Source organism: Delftia sp. WSY_12 (genome assembly GCF_043104645.1).
Taxonomy (GTDB): domain Bacteria; phylum Pseudomonadota; class Gammaproteobacteria; order Burkholderiales; family Burkholderiaceae_C; genus Comamonas; species Comamonas tsuruhatensis.
On record NZ_JBICKW010000030.1, the window covers coordinates 190,496 to 209,954 of the forward strand.

A 19,459-nucleotide genomic window follows, 5' to 3' on the forward strand; every position below is an offset into this window, starting at 1 on the left:
AGAAATATGTACATTCATATCGACACAAAAGAATATCCGCTGTCCGAATTGGATATTCGTGAGCGCCATCCGAACACGATGTTTGGCATGCCCTTTATCCCGACTGAGCACTATGTGCCGGTAGAGCCCTCGGACACGCCCACATACGACTCTGACACGCATAAGCCCATTGAGATCGAGCCTATTGAAATTGATGGCGTTTGGCGGCAGCAGTGGTCCGTCGTGCCGCTGAGCGCCGATGAATTGGCAGAGCTGCAGCGTCAGCGCGAGGCCGAGGCTGCCGCACTCATCCCGAAGTCCTGCACACGTCGCCAGGGCCGTCTTGCGCTGCTCGCGTATGGGCTGCTCGATGACGCTGAAACGGCCATTGCGGCGATCACGGATGCAGCCGCAAAGCGCGAAGCGCAGATCGAGTACGAGGCAGATACCTGGGAGCGCAGCAACCCGTTTCTCGCTGGTTTGTGGGCGCGTTTGGGTGGGACTCCCCAATCTCTGGACGAGGCTTTTGTTTTGGCGGTAACGCTTTAGGAGTGCCCATGCAGGATGACTATGGAAACGCAATCACTCCGAACACGGCGCGGACCATCAACGCGCGGTTGGACGAGGGGGATGCGCGCATGACGCGAATTGAAGCAGAGCTGCGCGCGAACACCGAGGCCACGGAAAAGGTCAGTGTCAACACGGCTGAAATGGTGGAGTTTTTCGCTGCCGCGCAGGGTGCTTTCAAGGTGCTCAACTGGATCGGAAAGGTGGCCAAACCCATTACTTACATCGTGATGATGGCGAGCGCTGGCCTTGCCTTCTGGAAGGCGCTGACCATTGGCGGAGGTGGTCGATGAACGAGACATTGCGCAATCGCCTTTTGGCCACGGCAGCGGGCTTGGCTGTTACTGCGGCTGGCGGCTATGTCGCCACTCAGGAGGTCGGGCCCAGCGCGGCTGTGACGCTGGCGCGCGAGATCGGGCTGCACTACGAAAGCAGCGGCCGGCACATCGGCACGCCCTACATCGACCGCCTGGGCAAGGGGCAGCCGCTGACCGTTTGCGCGGGCGTCACAGGCCCCGAAGTTGTGGCGGGGCGCTACTACACGCCCGAGGACTGCGAGCGCCTGGAGCATCCTAAATACCGTGAGGCCGAACGCCAGGCGCGGCGCACCCTGCGGCACTGGGGCAGCTACAACGTGTGGGTGCAGGCCAGCTTCATCGACATGGCCTACAACGTACCCTCGGCGCTCGCCGCTGACACCACGGTCATGCGCCTGGCCAACGCCGGGCAACTCGATGCTGCGTGCCAGCAGATGCCGCGATGGGTGTACGGCACCGTCAATGGTGCTCCTGCGCGGCTGCCTGGCCTTGTTGATCGCCGCGATGCCACCCGCGAGCTGTGCGCGCAGTGGGGTAGGGATGGGCATTTCAGCGCGGCGCTGGTCGAGGCAAAGGCGACGCCGTGATCGCCGGTCTCAAGGCCTACGCGTGGCAAGCACTGGCCATGCTGCTCGCGGCGCTGCTGGCCTGGCAGGCCATGGCCCGCCTGGGCGCCGAGCGAGAGGCGGCCCAGGTCCGCGCCGAACTTGCCAGCGAGCGAGAGGCGGCAGCCACGGCCGCGCTGCAGGCATCCGAGCGATACCGAAAACTGGAGGATAAGCACCTTGACGACATCCGAAACATCGACGCCCAGGCGCGGCAGGATCTTGAGCGCTATGCAGCTGACGCTGACGCTGCACGTGTTGCTGCTGGCCGGCTGCGCGGCGACCTCGCCGACTACATCACTTCCCATCGTACGGCCGCCCACGCTCGCGCCGCTGCCGGACAGCGCGCGGCAGACACCAGCGCCCTCGATCTGCTCGCCGAGTTGCAGCGCAGCGCTGACGAGCGAGCGGGAGAGCTGGCGCACATTGCTGACGATGCCCGAAGGAGGGGCAGCGCCTGCGAAGGTGCATACGACGCGGGCCGTGAAATGATGGGGCGGCTCAGCCGAAATGAGTAGTGGGCCGATAGCGGCAAGGCGCGGTCTTTGCTGTCCAGCGCCGTTGTGAGCGACTTAACTAATGATTTGGATAGAGCTAGACTATCGCTTGGTATGGCGTTGAGCAATCTTTTGTATTCCTTTATTCACTTGGGCATCACTCGGACGCCCGCTGTGGATCCGCTAGCGCACGCGGAGATACCTATGCGAGAATTGAGAAATGGACCGCAAGCTCTTTCTTAAAAATTTCACTATCACAGATTTACCGGAGTGGAAATGCCCAACCTGCGCAGTAGGGCATCTCACATTGGATAAAGAAAATTTGAAATTTAATCTGACGGCAGAAAGTCGCGAAGAACAGCAGTTGGAGTGGTCGCAAGCTGAATGGAGGTGCTATCGATTTGCATGCATATTTTACTGCAGTAGATGCAAAGAGATTATCAGCTGTGCAGGCAAGGGGGAGGTAGATAGGATCGATTATTACGACGATGATGGTGATCACCAAACAGAGTATATTAATTTGTTTGATCCAAGCTACTTTTATCCTCCTCTTCAGATGATGGATGTGCCGGAAGATTGCCCGCGTGAAGTCGCAGACCACTTGCGGACGTCTTTTTCAATGTTCTTCGCCAATCCAGCGGCGGCATTGAATTCCGCTCGTATCGCCGTTGAAGCCTTGATGGATCATTTCAACGTTCCTGCAAAATTTGCGATAAATGATAAGAGGATGTTTTTGCATCAACGAATCGAGAAAATGCCTGATAGGCACGCGAATGTGAGAGAGCATCTGCTTGCTGTGAAGTGGCTGGGAAATGCGGGGAGTCATAATGGAGAGATGCCTGAGCGTCAAGATGTGATCGACATTTATGACGTTCTAGAATTCGCACTTCATCGTATTTTTGATCGTACTGAAGAAATTATACGATTGAAAGTTGAGAGAATTAATAGAGATCAAGGTCTTCCGCAGAAACGACCGGCTTCAGAAAATGGGCTTTAGGTGTTAGTTTGGAGCTCGGTAGATCTCCGTCGACTCGATTTTGCAATTCTTGCTCCGGAAGTTAAAAGCCTTGAATAATTATCCGCAATATAAGCCTTTTCGAAACCTTCTACGTAAGTACAACTTGCAGAAATCAATCGAAGATATATGGTGGTACTTCCAAGCGGTCGACCTGCCTTCTTCGAATGAGAAGGTATGGACGGGTAAGGGTTTTGGCAAGATTAAGGAAATACTTTTCAAATGGGAGCTTGCCATCCTCGCACGTGAATTGATTTTGCATGCGACGCCTGAAGGAGTGCTCCGCCTTCGCCATTGGCCTGATATGGCGCGAGCCATAAATATGCTGCGCCGGGTTGACAACGACATGGCGAAAGCACGCCTAACGCCAGATTGGGCATACAACAGCTTGACCCCCACTGCCCACCTTCAATTCCCTTGGCAGCGTTCGCGTCAGTTCAATTCGCTCATGCGATATTTCAAGGTGTTCTCAGAGCCTGAGGTGGAGCGCCTTTTAGTTCGCGAAACAGGTGTAGATACGAAAGAGTGGTTTTTCGTGGGCTTTGCAGCTGCGGGCCATTTGCAAAAACAATGTGGGATATCTGCTAACCAGGACTACCGACCATTTGGGATTGATCTGGAGCGAACAAAAAAAGTGTTCGACAAGCTGTCGCAGCCTGTCGATCAACTCCGAATCAAAGTCAGTGAAGCTGCAAAGTATAACGACACGTGGATGTATACCTGGAATCCACTTGAAGCTAAGCCGCTGGTGGGCATGGATCCAACACGACCTGAACGCCTTCATTGTCCTATCCCCTACTTTATCTTGAAGCGCGTAAGCCAGGGTCTATTCTACGAAATCGCAAACGCTCAAGGCTTCAATAATCCGTTTGGTGCATCGTTTCAATCCTATTTTGGCGAAGTGCTAGTTGAGACATTTCCACGATCTCGATTCAATATTTTAAAGGAGCGAGAATACAAAGTCGGGCGGGATAGAAAAGATGGGGTGGACTGGATATTGACTGATGGCCGAGCAAATTTATTTATCGAATGCAAGGCCAAGCGTATGACTATTGGTGCTAAATCGGCAATTGATCCAGAAATCATTGGTCAACAAGTTAAATTTCTAGTAAATGCTGTCGTGCAGATATATAAAAATATTTCTGACGCTTTGGCAGGTCACACGCATTGGGAGCGAAACGGCCGGCCAATTTTTCCGCTTGTAGTAACGCTCGAAGATTGGTACTTGTTTGGCACATCGGCTGATCTTTTAGCGGAGGGCGTGCGTTCAAAAATGATAGAAGAAAACCTTGATGTCACATGGCTTGACACAATGCCTTACACCGTTTCTTCATGCGAGGACTTCGAGGACGTTAGTCCAACAATAGCTGAGGTAGGAATTGATTCATTCTTCAGTTTGAAGTGTTCTGGTAAACAGCAGCACTGGATGATCCAGACCTTTACTACAGAGCACTTCAATGAGGTTTATCGTAGAACCGTTCATCGGAAACTATTCAGAGAAGAGTGGAGTAAAATCCTTCCAGAGCAAGTTGTGCCGTTCTGGCTCAAGGGTTCAGATGTGAGTACGCCATAATCAGGTGAGAATTAGCCGCTCTGCTATTCGGAGGCTGGCTCAACGATAGCTGGTACGACTGAGATAACGAGGATCTTCCGCATAGAGCGTGTTATGAACTTTCGTTGGCTGTGACCGGTAGCCCGAGTAGAGTTCGGCGATGCCTCGAAAGCCTTACCCAACCGACGTCAGCGATGAAGAATGGAGCTTCTCTGCCCCTTACCTCACCCTGATGGACCAGCGCGCACCACAGCGCGAGCATGATTTGCGCGAAGTCTTCAACGCTCTGCGCTGGCTGGTCCGGGCAGGTGCACCTTGGCGACTGCTGCCCAATGACCTGCCACCGTGGGAGGCGGTCTACCAGCAAAGCCGGCGCTGGCTCGACGCAGGCTGCGTCGAGGCCATGGCGTCTGACTTGCGCTCCATCATCCGTGTCGCGCAAGGGCGCCAAGGCCAACCCAGCGCTGTGGTGATGGCTGGGCGAACATTGCAGTCCAGTTGCGAGAGTGGCCCGCGTGCGGGCTATGACGGCTACAAGCGCAAACGTGGCAGCAAGGTCCATATGGCAGTGGATACCTTGGGCCAGCTGCTTGCCGTGCATGTCACGCCTGCCGACGAACAAGAGCGGGCACAAGTACGCACCTTGTGCGAGCAAGTGCAGCAAGCCACGGGCCACACGGTAGAGCTGGCCTGGGCAGACCAAGGCTACACGGGCGAGCAGGCGCGCCAGGCAGCCAAGGACAGCGGGATTGATCTACAGATAGTGAAGCTGCCCGAAGCGAAGAAGGGCTTCGTGCTGCTGCCCAAGCGCTGGGTGGTGGAGCGCAGTTTCGGGTGGCTGGCGAGATTTCGCCGGCTATCGCGGGACTATAAGCGGCTGCCACAGGTGCTGAGTGGCTTGCATTTTCTGGTTTTTGCGGTGCTCATGCTGCCGGCAGCGGCGCAGATATTGGCTTCCACTGGAAGTGCATAACACGCTCTAATAACATCAAAGATTAATTGCGCTAAGAAATATGAACAACCCTATTAAAAACGATAATCTTAAAAATAGTCTATCAAATAAATTGTATGGTGGGCTAAGAAATTGCGCAAAGGCAGGTGGCCGCTTGCACTTGTGGTCGAATGATCTAAAACCTTTTTATGAAGAGGCTTCAAAAAAACTAGTTGAATGGATTGATCAAGATGATTTGGTGGAAATTATATATAGCCAAACTTCACAATTATTGGGGTCCGATGATGTATTTAAGAATGAGAATCAAGAACTTCATTTGATCATTGGTGAGCAGGTTTGTCGAGATATTGCTGCTCTTGTTATTGAAAAAATTGCATCTCTACCAATAAGATATTTTTTTGATTTCCCAGCGCCAAATCTTGTTGGTTTATCGAATGTTTTTGATCTGTGTGATTCAGTTCGACTGATTCCGCGGGAAAAGCTGAACGCTGAAAATATAGGATCTTTTACCCGTTTAAGACAGTCGAGTATTAGTATTGGAGCTTGCGGATATGCAAAAAACTCGCAACATAACACTGCTGCTAGGAACGCATTGTCAAAGCTCAAAGTTGTATGCGTAATAGGGAGAATCTTCGGACTATTCATGAGTAGGCCTGGATCTAATCCGATGACATTTGAAATGGCTGGACTTAAAACCAAGTCAATTTTTGCGACAAAAATTGTAGAATCAGAAGGTGATTTTGCGCATGTGGGAGAATTTGATCTTGGTCTTAGTATTTCAAGTTACATGAATAATCTTTCCTTTTCATTTGATCCTGAATGGAGTGGGTTTTCAGAGAAAATTCGCGAAATCGGGCTTGCTATTGAATTGATGGATAATCCAAAGGCAGAGAAAAATGTAAGATCAATTAGAAGAGCATTGGAGTGGTTATTTGACGCGGAAACTGATGAAGATGTGACCACGAGATTCATAAAAATTTGCATCGGCTTAGAAGCTGTTTTGGGGGAACAAAGTAAAGATTTAGGAATCACAGAGCAACTAGCCGATAGGTGTGCATTTATTCTAAACAAAACAACAGAAGACAGGAAAAACACGCGCGAGGCAATGAAGGAGATATACAAGCTCCGCTCACAGATAGTACATGGCGTTTCGTCAAGATTGACGCATAAGGAAGCAGGAATCGTAGCGAAAGCAAAATTATATTTGGATCGAGTTTTGCGGTCGGAAATAAGCTCTCTGCTTGACTGGTGGCGCGATAAGCAAGAACAGGAAAAGCGAGATGCCAAAATTATGAAAGGGCCTGATTCGGGTCTGCCGGAAACAGTTTAGGGCATGGGCCCAAGATGTCCGCTGAGGCTGAGGCTGAGGCTACCGGTACCTCTCCCTTCGACCTGCTGCGCGCCGCCCTGGCCGAGATCGACCGCCGCGAAGGCTACGAGGTGCGGCTGCTGGCAGCGCTGATAGTGTGCACGCGGCCTTTGCCGACTACCTAGATCGGCGAGCCATGTCCACTGCTATGTGGCATGCCTCGACCGTGAGGTCATCAAGCGGCGGCACCTGCTTCGAAAGAGAAAGGAGCTTGTGCGCGTCCGTTATCTCAAAATTCCGAAGAGCATCCTCTGCGAGTTGAGAAACTAATTGGAAATATCCCGAAGTATGCAGAATCTGAGACGCGTACTCTGTGTAGAGCCGGAATTCTCCACTTTGCCCCATTTCAACAAGCTCGGCTTCTGCTTTTGCTTCATCTCCCTTGAAGCCCAAGATTACGTTATCAACCGAATCATCTTTTCCACGAAAGAATGCCTTTTCTGCGCCCACGCCAGCAGCCGCTATGAGCACTCGGCGAACTCGGATATTCTTCGAGCTGCCTTGTAGCGGCGTCACATGCGTTCGCCCGCCGTCGATATCCCGTTTGATAGAGACGGATTCCACTAGGCAGCCGCACGCCATTGCCATAACCGCATGGCCCGCCTCATGGTAAGCAGCGCGTTTTTGGGAGAAGGCGAGCCACGCTGGGTTTATCGGGGTAGGCTGGTGGTCCATGCTGCAATTCTGCCCTCAAAGAGAAGGGCAACGCGGCTAGTTGCCAATGAGGCAGACAGCTTTGCCCGTCGAAGCTTCAACACGTACCATGCTCCCATGAGCTTTGATCAGATCGCAATTGCCCTGCTGGGCGCGCTGGCGGCCTGGCTCTCCCAGGCCAGGGGAGAGAGCTCGCGCAAGTGGGCGCCGGTGTTTGGCATGCTGGGGCAGCCGTTCTGGTTCTATGCCAGTTGGCAGGCCGAGCAGTGGGGCATCTTCGCTGTGTCGATCATCTATGCCTGCGCGTGGGCACGGGGTCTGTGGGTCTACTGGATCTCGCCACGGCGCGCGCTGGGCACGGATTCCATTCAACTGGTCCCGGGCCGCAAGCCATGATCTATACGCTCCACATCGACAACGAGGAGCCTGGCCTGTACGCAGCCCGCGTGCTCGATGGACGGGCTGAGGTCGCGGAGTTCCAGGCAGCCACCATCTCAGGCGCCATCCGCGATTGCGCCGTCGGCACGCTGCCAGGCCTTGATGGCTTCCACATCTGGTATGGCCATGTTTCCGTTGGCACGACCTCCATTGACGCGATGCGCCACGACGCCGAGACGCTGGCGCAGCGGCTGGTGAGCCTGCATTCCCAGTACGGCGGGTAGGCGGCCAGGTCAAAAACCGGCTTGGTCAGACCTGAAATCTCGGCAAGTTGGGCGAGGGCTGGACGTGAAATCCGGCCCAACCAACTGCTGCTCATGTCCCACTTATGTCCCAGATGCCCACTTAATGCGCTGTAAGTGGTTGTCAACATTGGGAAAGTGGTGGTCCCTCCGACAGGAATCGAACCTGTCAATCCTCTGGGCAGCGCTCTATGGCCCAGTCCAGTGCCGCCTCGGCATCGGCGTGCGGCCCGTCGAACGCGCGGATGCCGCGCTCATCGTTCCAGAGCGCGCCGGTCCAGCGACGCGCAGCAGGGAAGGGCAGGCGGCCGTAATCCACGACGCAGGCATACCAGCCCGGCGCCGTGGGCGCGCCGCCCCAGATGAGCGAGTCCATGTGGCTCAGCCAGCGGGCTGCTCCAGTTGCACCGCTCCCTTGCCGACCCAATGCCAGAAGCGGTGGCGCCCGTGGCCATACATTTGCAGCTCGAATGTGATGCGCACGCGCCCGGCAAGCAGGGTGTTGATCTCGCTGGTGATGTACTGCGGTTGGTCTCTTGTGGGCGGCGGCAGCAGGCGCTGTGCTGCCGACATCTCTTCACCACGCACCTTGGCGATTACGCCGCGCTCAATCGGGTTTTGCATGGTGGGCTCTCAGAAGGGCGCGTTGGACTGGTGCACGGACACGGGGCCGACACCGCTGTAGACCATGTCACCGTCTGAGTCGTAAACCAGAAACCAATCAGGGTGGAGCTGTTCGATGAAATAGTCCTCCGGCTTACCCGGCATGACTTTGACTTCAGGCGTGCCGAACCAGCGCGGCATCGTGAGCAACGTGGGGAATTCCTCGTATGTGAGCAACATGGTGAGCCTCCTGGGTGGGATCAGTAGTCGAACTCGCAGGACCACTCCTGCGCGTGCCATGCGCGGTCACAGTGCTCCAAACCGCTGAACTTCATCTTGCCCGCGCACGCGTAGATCAGCCGCGGCTCGAACAGTTGGTTCTTGCCGTCGTCTCCGAGGATGCGCAACACGGGAACGGTCCGCTTCTCGCCAGGCACGGGTGCGTGCAGCAGGTCCAGCTCGCCCTTGACGTACTGCAGCGGGCCACGGTGGTAGCTGCGTGCGCCTGCTTTGCGGAGGATGGTGACTTTGACTTTCATGACTGTATAAATATACAGTTATCTGGCAGAGCGAGAAAAGTTAGCATCCACTTATGTGCAATCGATATAACACCCCGCGTGAGATCGAAGTTGAGCGCATGTGGCGGGTCGGCCGGCAGGCGCCACTTCCATGGTGGAAGCCGCACGTCACACCACTGGCCCTGGGGCCATACATCAAGCCCGGTGGCGAGCTTGAGGTAGGGCAGTGGGGCATGATCCCGCGCAGCTCTCCGAAGCGTCGGCCGACTACCCGCGACGGGACGCCCATGAGCACGAACAACGCCAGGCGCGAGACCATCGCAAAGTCCTGGACGTTCGCGCCGGCATGGCGCGCGGGCCAGCGCTGCCTGATCCCTGCGCAATCGTGGGTCGAGCCGTACTGGGGCCTGGGCTCACGCAACGTGTGGTGGTCATTCCGCCGGGCCGATGGGGAGCCGGCTGCCCTGGCCGGCCTGTATTCGGAGTGGACTGACCCTGAAACTGGCGAGCTTGTGCCGAACTACACGATGATCACCCAACCTGCAGACGGTCATCCAGTGTTCTCGCTTATGCACCGGCCGGGAAAAGAGAAGAGGGGAGTGGTGCTGCTTGAGCAGCAGGACTGGGACGCCTGGCTGCACGGCACGGCCGCACAGGCCGACGCGCTGATCAAGCTGCCACCGCTGGGAGCGTTGCGGAGCGGGGCAGAGAAGCCAGAGGAGGAGAGCCTGCTGCCTGCTGAGCAGCTGGCTGAACTGAAGGCCGAGGGGTAGGGCGCTGGGCCGCCTTCGGCGATGTTGATTTTTCCCAGGACGGTTGTAGGCGCTCAGAACGCAAAAAAGCCCCCTCGGCTGCCATCACGGCGCCGAGGGGGCTTTGTCTTTTTCGCGGCTTCTGGTTAGAAGACCCTGAATTTGGTTAGAAGAAAGGGGCTAGCCCTTTCGAGCTAACCCCTTGATTCATTGGTCGGAGCGGCGGGATTCGAACTCGCGACCCTCTGCTCCCAAAGCAGATGCGCTACCAGGCTGCGCTACGCTCCGACTAAAACGCTATTGTAGCGTCAAAAAAATGGGTATTTTCGCAATGTGCGAATTTTCTGTTCAACGCGATCCAGGGCCGGGGCCACGGTTGGCCAGGTGGCGGAAGGTGATGCGGCCCTTGGTGAGGTCGTAGGGCGACATCTCCAGCGATACCTTGTCGCCAGCCAGGATGCGGATATGGTGCTTGCGCATCTTGCCGCCGGTGTAGGCGATCAGCTGGTGTCCGTTTTCCAGCGTCACACGAAAGCGAGAGTCAGGCAGGACTTCCGTGACGGAGCCTTGCATTTCAATCAGTTCTTCTTTGGCCATGTGTTCAATCTCTTAGGTCTGGGTCGGTTGCGGCACTCATTTGTCGGAACCACGAAAACCTTGCCTGGCCCACAGAACATGGGGTACGTGGTCAGGCTGAAAAGGCTGTGGATGTTCTGCGCAAAAGGCGCAGACCGGACAGAGGACCAGGTCACAACGGTGTCGCAAAGACGAAGCCCGGCAACACCTAAACTTCCTGATTCTACAGTGTTGTATTCGTCGCCGTGCGGGCGGTGTTCAAAGCGGCCATCGTACGCAAAACACAGGTCGGATTCGTGCTGGGACGGCGAGGCTTTTGTCATCCGCGTGTGATGAGATGGCCTCGAAAAACGTGCGCGAGGCTTTGGGGTGGTCCGGCCAGGGTTGAAGGCCGCGGTGGCCGAGGAGGGGCGATGGTCGCGGGTTGGCTAGAATCCGCCCACAGCTTCTATTACTTTTATAGCAAAACCTCGATGTCTGATCGACTTGCCGTTCTCTCCCAGTATCTTTTGCCCAAGCAGGCGCTGACTGCCGTCATGGGGCGCCTGGCCCAGGCGCGTGCGGGTGACCTGACCACGGCAGTCATCCGTCGCTTCATTGCACGCTATGGCGTGGACATGTCGGAGGCGGCCGATTCCGATCCTGCGGCCTATGCCAGCTTCAACGAGTTCTTCACGCGGGCGCTCAAGCCCGGTGTGCGGCCGCTGGCTTCGGCTGACTGGGTCTGTCCGGTGGATGGCGCCATCAGCCAGATCGGCGCCATCGAGGGCGAGCAGATCTTCCAGGCCAAGGGGCACAGCTACAGCGCCACGGCGCTGGTCGGCGGCGATGCACAGCTGGCGCGGCAGTTCGACAACGGGCATTTCGCCACCATTTACCTGAGCCCGCGCGACTACCACCGCATCCACATGCCCTGTGCCGGCCGGTTGCGTCGGATGATTTATGTGCCCGGCGAACTGTTCTCGGTCAATCCGGTCACGGCGCGCGGCGTGCCGGGCCTGTTTGCACGCAACGAGCGCGTGGTCTGCGTCTTCGATACGGACCACGGTCCCATGGTGCTGGTGCTGGTGGGGGCCACCATCGTGGGCAGCATGGGAACGGTGTGGCACGGCATCGTCAATCCGCCGCGGCCCGGTCGCATCCAGGACTGGCGCTACGACGACCAGTCCATCGTCCTGGGCCAGGGCGAGGAAATGGGGCGCTTCCAGCTGGGCTCCACCGTGGTCATGCTGTTTCCCGCATCGGCAGGGCTGCGCTTCAACGCGCAGTGGACACATGCCGCGCCCGTGCGCCTGGGCCAGAAGATGGCCGGGCGCGGCGAGGCCTGAGTCTCGAAGGGTCGTCGATGAAAAACCGGGCCCAGGCCCGGTTTTCTGTCAAAGAATCCAGCTCAGGGCTTCAGGGCGCCGCTGTGTGGTGAACATCGAGGGTGCGATGCTCAGCCGCTCTGGCCTGACGGGGTCTTCATGGCCGACCAGATAGACCATCAGTTCACGGCGGCGCAGTATGACGTGGCTGACCTTCTCGGCCTTCCCGTTCTGTGTGACCTGCGTGCCCGGGCGGAACAGCGGCATCTGGAAGGTGAAGCTGCGCGGATCGGCCGGTGGCGCGACGGCAGTGCTGGGAGGGGCTTCTAGAGTGGCAACCATAGGCTTGATGTGCATGAGTGGACGCTGCCCACCTTATCGGCACTGCCGCGCCGAACTGTAGGGTCGCCGGGCGGCGAACACCAAGCTCAGGCGTCCGGATGGGAAACGCCGAGGATGGCGTGCAGCCGTGCGCTGGTCGTCGTGTACTGCAGCAGCGGTTTCTCGCCCTGCAGGTACTCGGCGGCGGCAAAGGCCGCCATGGTGGCTTCATGGAAGCCGCACAGGATCAGCTTGTGCTTGCCCGGGTAGCTGACGATGTCGCCAATCGCATAGATGCCGGGCGCATCGGTGGCCTGGGTTGCAGGGTTCACCAGCAGCTGCTTGCGCTCCATGGCCAGGCCCCATTCGGCGACCGGGCCCAGGCGGGGGGAGATGCCCAGGCAGACGACCAGTTGCTGCGCCGCCAGTTCATGCTCCTGCCCTTCGCCATCCATCCACTGCACGGCACGCAGCAGGCCTGAGTCGGCATGCAGTTGCGTGATCTGGCCGATCACCACGCGGATGGCGCCGCTGTCGCGCAGCTCCTGCAGGCGCTCCAGCAACGGCGCCGAAGCCTGGAAGGCGTCGCGGCGGTAGAGCAGGCAGGTGGTCTGGGCCTTGTCGGCGCAGGCAATGGCCGCGGCCACGGCCTCTTCGTCGCCACCGTGGACGATGGCGGTCTGGCCGCGCACCATGTCCAGATCGGCGGGATGGTAGTGGAGCTGGCCTGCAGCCAGCCGCTCCACGCCGGGCACCTTCAGCGCCTTGGGCACAAAGGCGCCCACGCCAGCCGCAATGAAGACGCTGCGCGCATGCAGTTCAAGGCCTTGCGAGGTCTGCGCCAGCCAGCGGCCATCGTCCAGGCGCTGCAGCTGGGCGACCTGCTGGGAAAGGTGCAGTTGCGCGTCCATGGGCGCGACCTGCCGCTGCAGCAACTGGACCAGTTCATGGCCCGTGCACACCGGAATGCCGGGAATGTCGTAGATGGGCTTGTCGCCGTACAGCTGTGCGCACTGCCCGCCCACATGGGGCAGGGCATCGACGACATGGCAGCGGATGCCGTGCAGCCCCAGCTGGAACACCTGGAACAGGCCCGCCGGGCCTGCGCCTATGACGAGGGCATCGGTCTGGATCGGTTGCGCGCCGGAGGTGTCTTGCATGGGCTGCGCGGCTTCAGCGTTCGAGCTGGTCCAGCTTGCCGGGCTTGCCGTTCCAGTCGTCGGCGTCGGGCAGCGAGGCCTTGCGCTTGGTGATGCTCTTCCAGCCCTTTTCCAGCGACAGCTCAGCATTGAGCTTGATGAAGGCGAGCTGGTCGGCGGGGACGTCTTCCTCGGCAAAGATGGCATTGGCCGGGCATTCGGGAATGCACACGGCGCAATCGATGCACTCGTCAGGATCGATCACGAGGAAGTTGGGGCCTTCGCGGAAGCAGTCCACGGGGCAGACATCCACACAATCTGTGTATTTGCACTTGATGCAGTTTTCGGTGACGACGTGAGTCATGGGAGTCTTTTATTTGCGGTGTGAATGTCGGTATCAACCCGGGATTCTAGAATTTTTCGGAACACGGTCCTGCACATGCAAGAGATTCTGGCGCGGACTGCTGCGGTTTTCTGAAAGCCCACGAGCCGGCATGTGCCGGCTCGCGAAGCGGGACTGTCCAGTTGCTCAATCCAGCAGTGCAGCGCCTGCGGTAGCGTGGCTGGCCGTGTCCACGAGGATCAGCGCACCCAGCTGGCGGGCCTGGGCGAAGGGCGCCGCGGGAATGCTTTCCTGCAGCAGCAGCTCCACGCGGCCGATGGCGTTGGGCTCCAGCTGGGTGGCCTCTTCCTGGGCCAGCGTGTGGATGTTCAGGCGGTGCACCACGCGGCGGGCCTTGGCCTTGATCCAGCGGTGGCCGTGCAGCGCCAGGTAGGTGCGGCCGGGGACCAGCGGCTGCTCGTCCATCCAGGCCACGGTGGCGGTCAGCTCGCGCTGGCTGGGCCATGCCGGCTGTGTCCCGGGGGCATCGAAGTCGTCGTCTGCCACTGCTGCCGCAGCCACCGGGGCGGCGACGATCCAGTCGCCGCGCGAGACATCGACCTCGCGGTCCAGCGTGATGCCGGCCGACAGGCCCGCGTCGATGGAGCCGGGAACGCGGGCATGGTCCAGCACCTGGGCAATCACGGCCTGCTGGCCGCTGGGCAGGATCTGCACGGCGTCGCCCACGCGTGCGCGGCCTGCGGCCACGCGGCCCCAGAACACGCGGCGGCCCTGGCTGGTATCGGCCGAGGACGAGAATTTCTCCACCCACTGCACGGGGAAGGCCAGCGCCAGGCCGGTGTCGGTCGGCGTGTTGGGCAACTGCTCCAGCAGTTGCAGCAGGCTGGGACCGTCGTAGCCGGCCCAGCCGGGCTCGGCGTTGACCACGTTGAAGCCCTTGAGGGCCGATACGGGCACGGTGGCCGCGGAGGCGATGCCGGCCTCGGTCGTGAAGCGCTGCAGCGCGCCACGGATGTGGACGAAGGCCAGTTGCGGGTCTTCGACGGCGTCGAGCTTGTTGACGGCAAACACCAGCGAATGCACGCGCAGCAGGTGGGCTAGCAGGCTGTGGCGGCGCGTCTGCGGCAGCAGGGTGAGCTGCGGGTTCTTCCAGTCGAGCTTGGTGGCATCGACCAGCACCACGGCGGCGTCGGCGCTGCTGGCGGCGGTGACCATGTTGCGCGTGTACTGCTCATGGCCCGGCGCGTCGCCGATGATGAACTTGCGGCTTTCGGTGGCGAAGTAGCGGTAGGCCACGTCGATGGTGATGCCCTGCTCGCGCTCGGCCGACAGGCCGTCGGTCAGCAGCGCCAGGTCGGTCTCGCCGCTCTTGGTGACGCCGGCGAGCTGGTCCTGGAGCACGGCACGCGTGTCCACCAGCAGGCGGCCGATCAGCGTGCTCTTGCCGTCGTCGACGGAGCCGCAGGTGATGAAGCGCAGGGCCGAGGCGTTGGAGGCCTCGGTGGCGGGGGAATCCGCAACGGCTGCGCCGGCGGCAATGCTTGCGGTGGTCATCAGAAATATCCGTCCTTCTTGCGCTTTTCCATGGAGGCTTCGCTGGTCTTGTCGTCCATGCGTGTGGCGCCGCGCTCGCTGACATCGGCGGCCAGGGTTTCGAGCACGATGTCGGCCGCCGTGGCGGCATCGCTTTCCACGGGGCAGGTGCAGGTGATGTCGCCCACGGTGCGAAAGCGCACGTCGCGCACCACGACTTCCTCGCCGTCGCGCGGGGGCGTGAGTTCGGTCACGGGCACCAGCAGGCCGCGGCGCTCCACCACTTCGCGCTTGTGCGTGTAGTAGATGCTGGGCAGGGCGATCTGCTCGCGCTCGATGTATTGCCAGACATCGAGTTCAGTCCAGTTGCTGATGGGGAACACTCGGAAGTGCTCGCCGGGGGCCAGACGCGTGTTGAACAGCGTCCACAGCTCTGGGCGCTGGGCCTTGGGCTGCCATTGGCCGAAGCTGTCGCGGTGGCTGAAGATGCGTTCCTTGGCGCGGGCCTTTTCCTCGTCGCGGCGCGCGCCGCCGATCAGGGCGTCGAAGCGGAATTCATCGATGGCCTCCAGCAGCGTTACCGACTGGTGGACGTTGCGGCTTTCGCCCGGATGGGCCAGGCGCACGGTGCCGCGTGCCATGGAGTCCTCGACGCTGCGCACGATGAGTTCGGCGCCGAGCTCCTTGGCACGCAGGTCGCGGAAATCGGTCACTTCCGGGAAGTTGTGGCCGGTGTCGATCATCAGCAGCGGGTAGGGGATGCGGCCCTTGCCGAAGGCCTTCTCGGCGCAGCGCAGCATGACCAGCGAGTCCTTGCCGCCCGAAAACAGCAGGGCGGGGCGCTCGAAGGCGGCGGCCACTTCGCGCAGCACGAAGATGGTTTCCTCTTCAAGGGCGTCGAGGTGGCGGTTGCTGAGATGGCTCAGCACGGAGGTGTCCACACGGGCGTTCATTTCTTGGTTTCCAATCAAATCGGTGTCAAACGCTGTCGTTTCACTTCTTGGCGTGCAGCCCGCATTCCTTGGCCGCTTCGTCCTCCCACCACCAGCGGCCGGCGCGGAAGTCTTCGCCAAGGCTGACGGCGCGCGTGCAGGGTGCGCAGCCGATGCTGGGATAGAACTGGTCGTGCAGCGGGTTGTAGTCCACGCCGTGGCTGGCGATGTAGTGCCAGACATCGCCCTGGGTCCAGTCGGTCAGCGGGTTGAACTTGGTCAGGCCCTTGGTCCCGACCTCGCTGCGGTCCACGGCGGGCACGTCGGCGCGGGCATTGGACTGCTCGCGGCGCAGGCCCGTGATCCAGGCGCTCTTGCCGGCCAGCGCACGCGCCAGCGGCTCCATCTTGCGCACGCCGCAGCAGGCCTTGCGCAGCTCGATGCTGCGGTACATGGCGTCCTGGCCGTTGTCGCGGATGAAGTGGATCACTGATTCGAGCTGCGGCCGGTAGACCTTGACGCTCAGGCCGGGCAGCGACTGGGTGCGCTCCAGCAGGGCCAGGGTTTCGGTGTGCAGCGCGCCGGTGTCCAGCACGAAGACGGGGATATCCAGGCCCAGGCGGTGGATGATGTCGGTGATCACCACATCCTCGGCGCCCAGGCTGGAGGCCTGCGTCACGGCCTCGGCGCCCAGCGCCGCAGCCTCGCGCAGCAGGGCCTCGGTGGCGGCCAGCTTGTCGGCAAAGCCGCTGCTGGCACGGCCGTTGACCTCGGTGGCCTTGGCCGATGCCTGTCGCGACAGAAAGCTTTGCGCACCCATGTCAGGCCGCCTTGACGAAGTGGGGCTCGGGATGGACGGCATCGCCCTGGTAGAAGCCGTGGAAGCGGTCCAGCTGGCGCTGGGCATCGGAGATGTCCACGCCTTCGCGCAGCACGGCCACGTCGAAGCCGCAGCGCTGCATCTGCACCAGCTGGTCGATCAGCACGTCGCCCGTGGCGCGGATTTCGCCCTGGAAGCCCAGGCGCTTGCGCAGCAGGCGGGCCTGGCTGAAGGCGCGGCCATCGGTGAACTTGGGAAAGTTGAGGTCGATGCGCTGCACGCCGGTCAGATCCAGCGTGAAGGGGTCGGCGTCATTGGCCGGGGCGATGACAGTCTGCTGGCCTTCGGCCGGGCTTTGGTGCTCGTGGGCGGCGATGATTTTCATGGGGATCTCCTGCGGCTCTCACCTGGGGTCAGGCGGCCGCTTCCTCGGTGTGCTTGGCGGGGTGGCGGGCGGCATTGCCGGCGGCCTTGAACGGGTCGATGCCCACGCGGCGCACGGTGGCGATGAAGGTCTCGAAACGGCCGCCTTCGCTTTGGCGCTGCTCGCGGTAGGTGGCCAGCAGGGCTTCGATCACGCCGGGCACTTCGGCGGCGCTGAACGAGGGGCCGATGATCTTGCCGGGCGTGGCCGGGCCGGACAGGTGGGAACCGTCGGCGCCGCCCAGCGTGATCTGGTACCACTCCTTGCCGTCCTTGTCCACGCCCAGGATGCCGATGTGGCCGCTGTGGTGGTGGCCGCAGCTGTTGATGCAGCCGCTGATGTGCAGGTCGATCTCGCCCAGGTCCCACAGCTCGTCCAGGTCCTGGTAGCGCTCGGTGATGGCCTCGGCAATGGGCAGGGAGCGCGCATTGGCCAGCGAGCAGAAGTCGCCGCCGGGGCAGGCAATCATGTCGGTCAGCAGGCCGATATTGGGCTTGGCCAGGCCCAGGGCCTTGGCCGCCTTGTACAGCTGGGGCAACTGGTCGCGGCGCACCCAGGGCAGCAGCAGGTTCTGCTCGTGGGTGACGCGCATCTCGCCGGCCGAGAACTGGTCGGCCAGCTCGGCGGCGGCATCCATCTGGTCGGCCGTGGCGTCGCCCGGCGCGTAGCCCAGGCGCTTGAATGACAGCAGCACGGCGCGCAACTGCGGGTGGCGGTGCGGGCGCACATTGCTGGTCAGCCAGCGGCCGAAGTCCTTGTCTTCCTCGGCGGCGGTGCGCAGCAGGGCCAGGGTTTCGGCCTCGGCATTGGCGGGCGACAGGTCCAGCTCGGGCTCGCGGAAATTGGCGGCCACGCGGTCGTACTCGGCTTGCGTGATGGTGTGGGGACCACCCTCGACCTCGACGATCTGGCGGAACTCCTCATCAACCTGGTCGATGTAGTTCTGGCCCTCGGACTTCACGAGGATCTTGATGCGCGCCTTCCAGGCGTTGTCGCGGCGGCCGTAGCGGTTGTAGACGCGGATCACGGCTTCCAGGTAGTTCATCAGCTGGTTCCAGGGCAGGAACTCGCGCAGCACCGGGCTGATGGTGGGCGTGCGGCCCATGCCGCCGCCCACGCGCACCTTGAAGCCCAGCTCACCAGCCTCGTTCTTGAGCAGCTGCAGGCCCACGTCGTACCAGCCCAGCGCGGCGCGGTCTTCCTCGGCGCCGCTGATGGAGACCTTGAACTTGCGCGGCAGGAAGCTGAACTCGGGGTGCAGCGTGCTCCACTGGCGCAGGATTTCGGTGAAGGGGCGGGGGTCGGCGATCTCGTCGATGGCAATGCCGGCCAGCGCGTCGCTGTTGATGTTGCGGATGCAGTTGCCGCTGGTCTGGATGCCGTGCAGGTTCACGCTGGCCAGCAGGTCCATCACGTCGGCGGCCTTGGACAGCGGAATCCAGTTGTACTGCACGTTGGTGCGCGTGGTGAAGTGGCCGTAGCCGAACTTCAGGTCGGAGCCGATGCGGCGGCCGTCGTGCAGGGGAATGTCGCCCAGCTTGGCCTGGGTGGCGCGGGCCTCGGCCAGCAGGGCGGCGTCGGGCTGGTCGTACTCGCGGGCCACGCGGGCCAGCACGCGCAGCTGGGCGCTGGACAGCTCGCCATAGGGAACGGCCACGCGCAGCATGGGAGCGTAGCGCTGCACATACCAGCCGTTTTGCAGGCGCAGGGGCTTGAACTCATCCTCCGAGAGCTTGCCGGCCTGCCAGCGTTCGAGCTGGTCACGGAACTGCTCGGCGCGCAGGCGGATGAACTGTTTGTCGAATTCGGTGTATTGGTACATGGCGCTTCGGATGTGGGGTCTTCGACTGCCGCCAGTGGCGGCGGTGCAGGGGCTCATCGCGTGGCACCGAGGCACTTGCGGGACACGCGCACAGAACCCTGCATGGAGGGGAATGTAAGCAATGGCCTTATAGAAGCAAACGATTGTTTTGTCCTGCAAGTATGTGGATATGGATATAAGTG

At 60.3% G+C, this 19,459-nt stretch carries 27 protein-coding genes and 1 tRNA gene; 13 read left to right on the top strand and 15 right to left on the bottom strand.

Going from position 1 to position 19,459, the window contains the following annotated elements; translation table 11 throughout:
- Positions 1–6: 6 nt before the first annotated feature.
- From ACF8LI_RS19220 to ACF8LI_RS19260, 9 genes are all read left to right on the top strand, one after another.
- Positions 7–528: a hypothetical protein gene (locus ACF8LI_RS19220; RefSeq protein ID WP_392413908.1), complete on the top strand. Its 522-nt coding sequence runs from the start codon at positions 7–9 to the stop codon at positions 526–528.
- Between the two features lie 8 nt (positions 529–536).
- Entirely contained in the window at positions 537–839 is a 303-nt protein-coding gene (locus ACF8LI_RS19225; protein ID WP_392413910.1) for a hypothetical protein, read from the top strand.
- On the top strand, positions 836–1,450 hold the full coding sequence (locus tag ACF8LI_RS19230; protein ID WP_392413912.1) for a lysozyme: 615 nt from the start codon (positions 836–838) through the stop codon (positions 1,448–1,450). The genes ACF8LI_RS19225 and ACF8LI_RS19230 overlap by 4 nt, the downstream gene beginning before the upstream one ends.
- The gene (locus tag ACF8LI_RS19235) at positions 1,447–1,986 is read left to right on the top strand and encodes a DUF2514 family protein (protein WP_392413914.1); all 540 of its coding nucleotides are present in this window, start codon (positions 1,447–1,449) and stop codon (positions 1,984–1,986) included. Before ACF8LI_RS19230 ends, ACF8LI_RS19235 begins: the two co-directional genes overlap by 4 nt.
- A gap of 199 nt (positions 1,987–2,185) precedes the next feature.
- Entirely contained in the window at positions 2,186–2,962 is a 777-nt protein-coding gene (locus ACF8LI_RS19240) for a DUF4145 domain-containing protein (protein ID WP_392413916.1), read from the top strand.
- Positions 2,963–3,086: 124 nt separating this feature from the next.
- Positions 3,087–4,553: a hypothetical protein gene (locus tag ACF8LI_RS19245; RefSeq protein ID WP_392453856.1), complete on the top strand. Its 1,467-nt coding sequence runs from the start codon at positions 3,087–3,089 to the stop codon at positions 4,551–4,553.
- A 139-nt stretch (positions 4,554–4,692) separates the two neighbouring features.
- Positions 4,693–5,505, top strand: coding sequence for an IS5 family transposase (locus tag ACF8LI_RS19250; protein WP_392413919.1), 813 nt, complete (start codon positions 4,693–4,695; stop codon positions 5,503–5,505).
- 40 nt (positions 5,506–5,545) lie between these two features.
- Positions 5,546–6,814, top strand: a complete 1,269-nt coding sequence (locus ACF8LI_RS19255) for a hypothetical protein (protein ID WP_392413921.1) — start codon at positions 5,546–5,548, stop codon at positions 6,812–6,814.
- Positions 6,815–6,828: 14 nt separating this feature from the next.
- Positions 6,829–6,978 (top strand): hypothetical protein, encoded by a 150-nt coding sequence (locus ACF8LI_RS19260; RefSeq protein ID WP_392413923.1) that lies wholly within the window; start codon positions 6,829–6,831, stop codon positions 6,976–6,978.
- Here the strand turns inward: ACF8LI_RS19260 and ACF8LI_RS19265 are convergent.
- Positions 6,971–7,528 (bottom strand): hypothetical protein, encoded by a 558-nt coding sequence (locus tag ACF8LI_RS19265; RefSeq protein ID WP_392413925.1) that lies wholly within the window; start codon positions 7,526–7,528, stop codon positions 6,971–6,973. The two genes, ACF8LI_RS19260 and ACF8LI_RS19265, sit on opposite strands and share 8 nt — an antisense overlap.
- 96 nt (positions 7,529–7,624) lie before the next feature.
- Between ACF8LI_RS19265 and ACF8LI_RS19270 the strand changes: the two genes are divergently transcribed.
- Entirely contained in the window at positions 7,625–7,903 is a 279-nt protein-coding gene (locus ACF8LI_RS19270; RefSeq protein ID WP_392413927.1) for a hypothetical protein, read from the top strand.
- Positions 7,900–8,169 carry a hypothetical protein gene (locus ACF8LI_RS19275; protein WP_392413929.1) on the top strand — a complete coding sequence of 90 codons (270 nt, stop codon included), beginning with the start codon at positions 7,900–7,902 and terminating at the stop codon, positions 8,167–8,169. The genes ACF8LI_RS19270 and ACF8LI_RS19275 overlap by 4 nt, the downstream gene beginning before the upstream one ends.
- Positions 8,170–8,356: 187 nt before the next feature.
- Here ACF8LI_RS19275 and ACF8LI_RS19280 read toward each other — a convergent pair whose 3' ends face one another.
- Genes ACF8LI_RS19280 through ACF8LI_RS19295 form a run of 4 tightly spaced genes read right to left on the bottom strand, consistent with a single transcriptional unit; the run spans position 8,357 to position 9,329 of the window.
- Complete coding sequence (locus ACF8LI_RS19280; protein ID WP_392413931.1) at positions 8,357–8,563, bottom strand: hypothetical protein; 207 nt, start codon at positions 8,561–8,563, stop codon at positions 8,357–8,359.
- 5 nt (positions 8,564–8,568) lie between these two features.
- The gene (locus ACF8LI_RS19285) at positions 8,569–8,811 is read right to left on the bottom strand and encodes a hypothetical protein (protein ID WP_046985147.1); all 243 of its coding nucleotides are present in this window, start codon (positions 8,809–8,811) and stop codon (positions 8,569–8,571) included.
- Between the two features lie 9 nt (positions 8,812–8,820).
- Positions 8,821–9,030: a hypothetical protein gene (locus ACF8LI_RS19290; protein ID WP_017406858.1), complete on the bottom strand. Its 210-nt coding sequence runs from the start codon at positions 9,028–9,030 to the stop codon at positions 8,821–8,823.
- 20 nt (positions 9,031–9,050) lie between these two features.
- Positions 9,051–9,329 (bottom strand): hypothetical protein, encoded by a 279-nt coding sequence (locus ACF8LI_RS19295; protein WP_392413933.1) that lies wholly within the window; start codon positions 9,327–9,329, stop codon positions 9,051–9,053.
- A 98-nt stretch (positions 9,330–9,427) separates the two neighbouring features.
- Here ACF8LI_RS19295 and ACF8LI_RS19300 point away from each other — a divergent pair, with 98 nt between their 5' ends.
- Entirely contained in the window at positions 9,428–10,081 is a 654-nt protein-coding gene (locus ACF8LI_RS19300; RefSeq protein ID WP_392413985.1) for an SOS response-associated peptidase, read from the top strand.
- A 190-nt stretch (positions 10,082–10,271) separates the two neighbouring features.
- Here the strand turns inward: ACF8LI_RS19300 and ACF8LI_RS19305 are convergent.
- Positions 10,272–10,348 (bottom strand) — tRNA-Pro (locus ACF8LI_RS19305).
- 60 nt (positions 10,349–10,408) lie between these two features.
- Positions 10,409–10,657 carry a translation initiation factor IF-1 gene (gene infA, locus ACF8LI_RS19310; protein ID WP_012206460.1) on the bottom strand — a complete coding sequence of 83 codons (249 nt, stop codon included), beginning with the start codon at positions 10,655–10,657 and terminating at the stop codon, positions 10,409–10,411.
- A gap of 452 nt (positions 10,658–11,109) precedes the next feature.
- On the opposite strand from infA, the gene asd reads away from it, so the two are divergent.
- Positions 11,110–11,964 (top strand): archaetidylserine decarboxylase, encoded by an 855-nt coding sequence (gene asd / locus ACF8LI_RS19315; RefSeq protein WP_026062786.1) that lies wholly within the window; start codon positions 11,110–11,112, stop codon positions 11,962–11,964.
- A 48-nt stretch (positions 11,965–12,012) separates the two neighbouring features.
- On the opposite strand, the gene ACF8LI_RS19320 is transcribed toward asd, so the two are convergent.
- From ACF8LI_RS19320 to ACF8LI_RS19355, 8 genes are all read right to left on the bottom strand, one after another.
- Entirely contained in the window at positions 12,013–12,285 is a 273-nt protein-coding gene (locus tag ACF8LI_RS19320; protein WP_227468472.1) for a hypothetical protein, read from the bottom strand.
- 86 nt (positions 12,286–12,371) lie between these two features.
- Complete coding sequence (locus ACF8LI_RS19325) at positions 12,372–13,424, bottom strand: NAD(P)/FAD-dependent oxidoreductase (RefSeq protein ID WP_392413934.1); 1,053 nt, start codon at positions 13,422–13,424, stop codon at positions 12,372–12,374.
- Between the two features lie 13 nt (positions 13,425–13,437).
- Complete coding sequence (gene fdxA / locus ACF8LI_RS19330; RefSeq protein ID WP_012206456.1) at positions 13,438–13,767, bottom strand: ferredoxin FdxA; 330 nt, start codon at positions 13,765–13,767, stop codon at positions 13,438–13,440.
- A 165-nt stretch (positions 13,768–13,932) separates the two neighbouring features.
- Positions 13,933–15,300 (bottom strand): sulfate adenylyltransferase subunit 1, encoded by a 1,368-nt coding sequence (locus ACF8LI_RS19335; protein ID WP_392413936.1) that lies wholly within the window; start codon positions 15,298–15,300, stop codon positions 13,933–13,935.
- Complete coding sequence (gene cysD, locus ACF8LI_RS19340) at positions 15,300–16,232, bottom strand: sulfate adenylyltransferase subunit CysD (protein WP_016448348.1); 933 nt, start codon at positions 16,230–16,232, stop codon at positions 15,300–15,302. The genes ACF8LI_RS19335 and cysD overlap by 1 nt, the downstream gene beginning before the upstream one ends.
- A gap of 40 nt (positions 16,233–16,272) precedes the next feature.
- Positions 16,273–17,031, bottom strand: coding sequence for a phosphoadenylyl-sulfate reductase (locus ACF8LI_RS19345; protein ID WP_392413938.1), 759 nt, complete (start codon positions 17,029–17,031; stop codon positions 16,273–16,275).
- Between the two features lies 1 nt (position 17,032).
- A complete protein-coding gene (locus tag ACF8LI_RS19350) occupies positions 17,033–17,416 on the bottom strand; it encodes a DUF934 domain-containing protein (protein ID WP_016453315.1) in 384 nt (127 codons plus the stop codon).
- A 28-nt stretch (positions 17,417–17,444) separates the two neighbouring features.
- A complete protein-coding gene (locus ACF8LI_RS19355; protein WP_392413940.1) occupies positions 17,445–19,277 on the bottom strand; it encodes a nitrite/sulfite reductase in 1,833 nt (610 codons plus the stop codon).
- Between the last annotated feature and the right edge of the window lie 182 nt (positions 19,278–19,459).

Excerpts from the sequence above, each read along its gene's own strand:
- ACF8LI_RS19220 (WP_392413908.1), top strand. The coding sequence starts at position 7 with ATGTACATTCATATCGACACAAAAGAATATCCGCTGTCCGAATTGGAT.
- ACF8LI_RS19225 (WP_392413910.1), top strand. The coding sequence starts at position 537 with ATGCAGGATGACTATGGAAACGCAATCACTCCGAACACGGCGCGGACC.
- ACF8LI_RS19230 (WP_392413912.1), top strand. The coding sequence starts at position 836 with ATGAACGAGACATTGCGCAATCGCCTTTTGGCCACGGCAGCGGGCTTG.
- ACF8LI_RS19240 (WP_392413916.1), top strand. The coding sequence starts at position 2,186 with ATGGACCGCAAGCTCTTTCTTAAAAATTTCACTATCACAGATTTACCG.
- ACF8LI_RS19250 (WP_392413919.1), top strand. The coding sequence starts at position 4,693 with ATGCCTCGAAAGCCTTACCCAACCGACGTCAGCGATGAAGAATGGAGC.
- ACF8LI_RS19255 (WP_392413921.1), top strand. The coding sequence starts at position 5,546 with ATGAACAACCCTATTAAAAACGATAATCTTAAAAATAGTCTATCAAAT.
- ACF8LI_RS19260 (WP_392413923.1), top strand. The coding sequence starts at position 6,829 with ATGTCCGCTGAGGCTGAGGCTGAGGCTACCGGTACCTCTCCCTTCGAC.
- ACF8LI_RS19265 (WP_392413925.1), bottom strand. The coding sequence starts at position 7,528 with ATGGACCACCAGCCTACCCCGATAAACCCAGCGTGGCTCGCCTTCTCC.
- ACF8LI_RS19270 (WP_392413927.1), top strand. The coding sequence starts at position 7,625 with ATGAGCTTTGATCAGATCGCAATTGCCCTGCTGGGCGCGCTGGCGGCC.
- ACF8LI_RS19275 (WP_392413929.1), top strand. The coding sequence starts at position 7,900 with ATGATCTATACGCTCCACATCGACAACGAGGAGCCTGGCCTGTACGCA.
- ACF8LI_RS19280 (WP_392413931.1), bottom strand. The coding sequence starts at position 8,563 with ATGGACTCGCTCATCTGGGGCGGCGCGCCCACGGCGCCGGGCTGGTAT.
- ACF8LI_RS19285 (WP_046985147.1), bottom strand. The coding sequence starts at position 8,811 with ATGCAAAACCCGATTGAGCGCGGCGTAATCGCCAAGGTGCGTGGTGAA.
- ACF8LI_RS19290 (WP_017406858.1), bottom strand. The coding sequence starts at position 9,030 with ATGTTGCTCACATACGAGGAATTCCCCACGTTGCTCACGATGCCGCGC.
- ACF8LI_RS19295 (WP_392413933.1), bottom strand. The coding sequence starts at position 9,329 with ATGAAAGTCAAAGTCACCATCCTCCGCAAAGCAGGCGCACGCAGCTAC.
- ACF8LI_RS19300 (WP_392413985.1), top strand. The coding sequence starts at position 9,428 with ATGTGGCGGGTCGGCCGGCAGGCGCCACTTCCATGGTGGAAGCCGCAC.
- infA (WP_012206460.1), bottom strand. The coding sequence starts at position 10,657 with ATGGCCAAAGAAGAACTGATTGAAATGCAAGGCTCCGTCACGGAAGTC.
- asd (WP_026062786.1), top strand. The coding sequence starts at position 11,110 with ATGTCTGATCGACTTGCCGTTCTCTCCCAGTATCTTTTGCCCAAGCAG.
- ACF8LI_RS19320 (WP_227468472.1), bottom strand. The coding sequence starts at position 12,285 with ATGGTTGCCACTCTAGAAGCCCCTCCCAGCACTGCCGTCGCGCCACCG.
- ACF8LI_RS19325 (WP_392413934.1), bottom strand. The coding sequence starts at position 13,424 with ATGCAAGACACCTCCGGCGCGCAACCGATCCAGACCGATGCCCTCGTC.
- fdxA (WP_012206456.1), bottom strand. The coding sequence starts at position 13,767 with ATGACTCACGTCGTCACCGAAAACTGCATCAAGTGCAAATACACAGAT.
- ACF8LI_RS19335 (WP_392413936.1), bottom strand. The coding sequence starts at position 15,300 with ATGACCACCGCAAGCATTGCCGCCGGCGCAGCCGTTGCGGATTCCCCC.
- cysD (WP_016448348.1), bottom strand. The coding sequence starts at position 16,232 with ATGAACGCCCGTGTGGACACCTCCGTGCTGAGCCATCTCAGCAACCGC.
- ACF8LI_RS19345 (WP_392413938.1), bottom strand. The coding sequence starts at position 17,031 with ATGGGTGCGCAAAGCTTTCTGTCGCGACAGGCATCGGCCAAGGCCACC.
- ACF8LI_RS19350 (WP_016453315.1), bottom strand. The coding sequence starts at position 17,416 with ATGAAAATCATCGCCGCCCACGAGCACCAAAGCCCGGCCGAAGGCCAG.
- ACF8LI_RS19355 (WP_392413940.1), bottom strand. The coding sequence starts at position 19,277 with ATGTACCAATACACCGAATTCGACAAACAGTTCATCCGCCTGCGCGCC.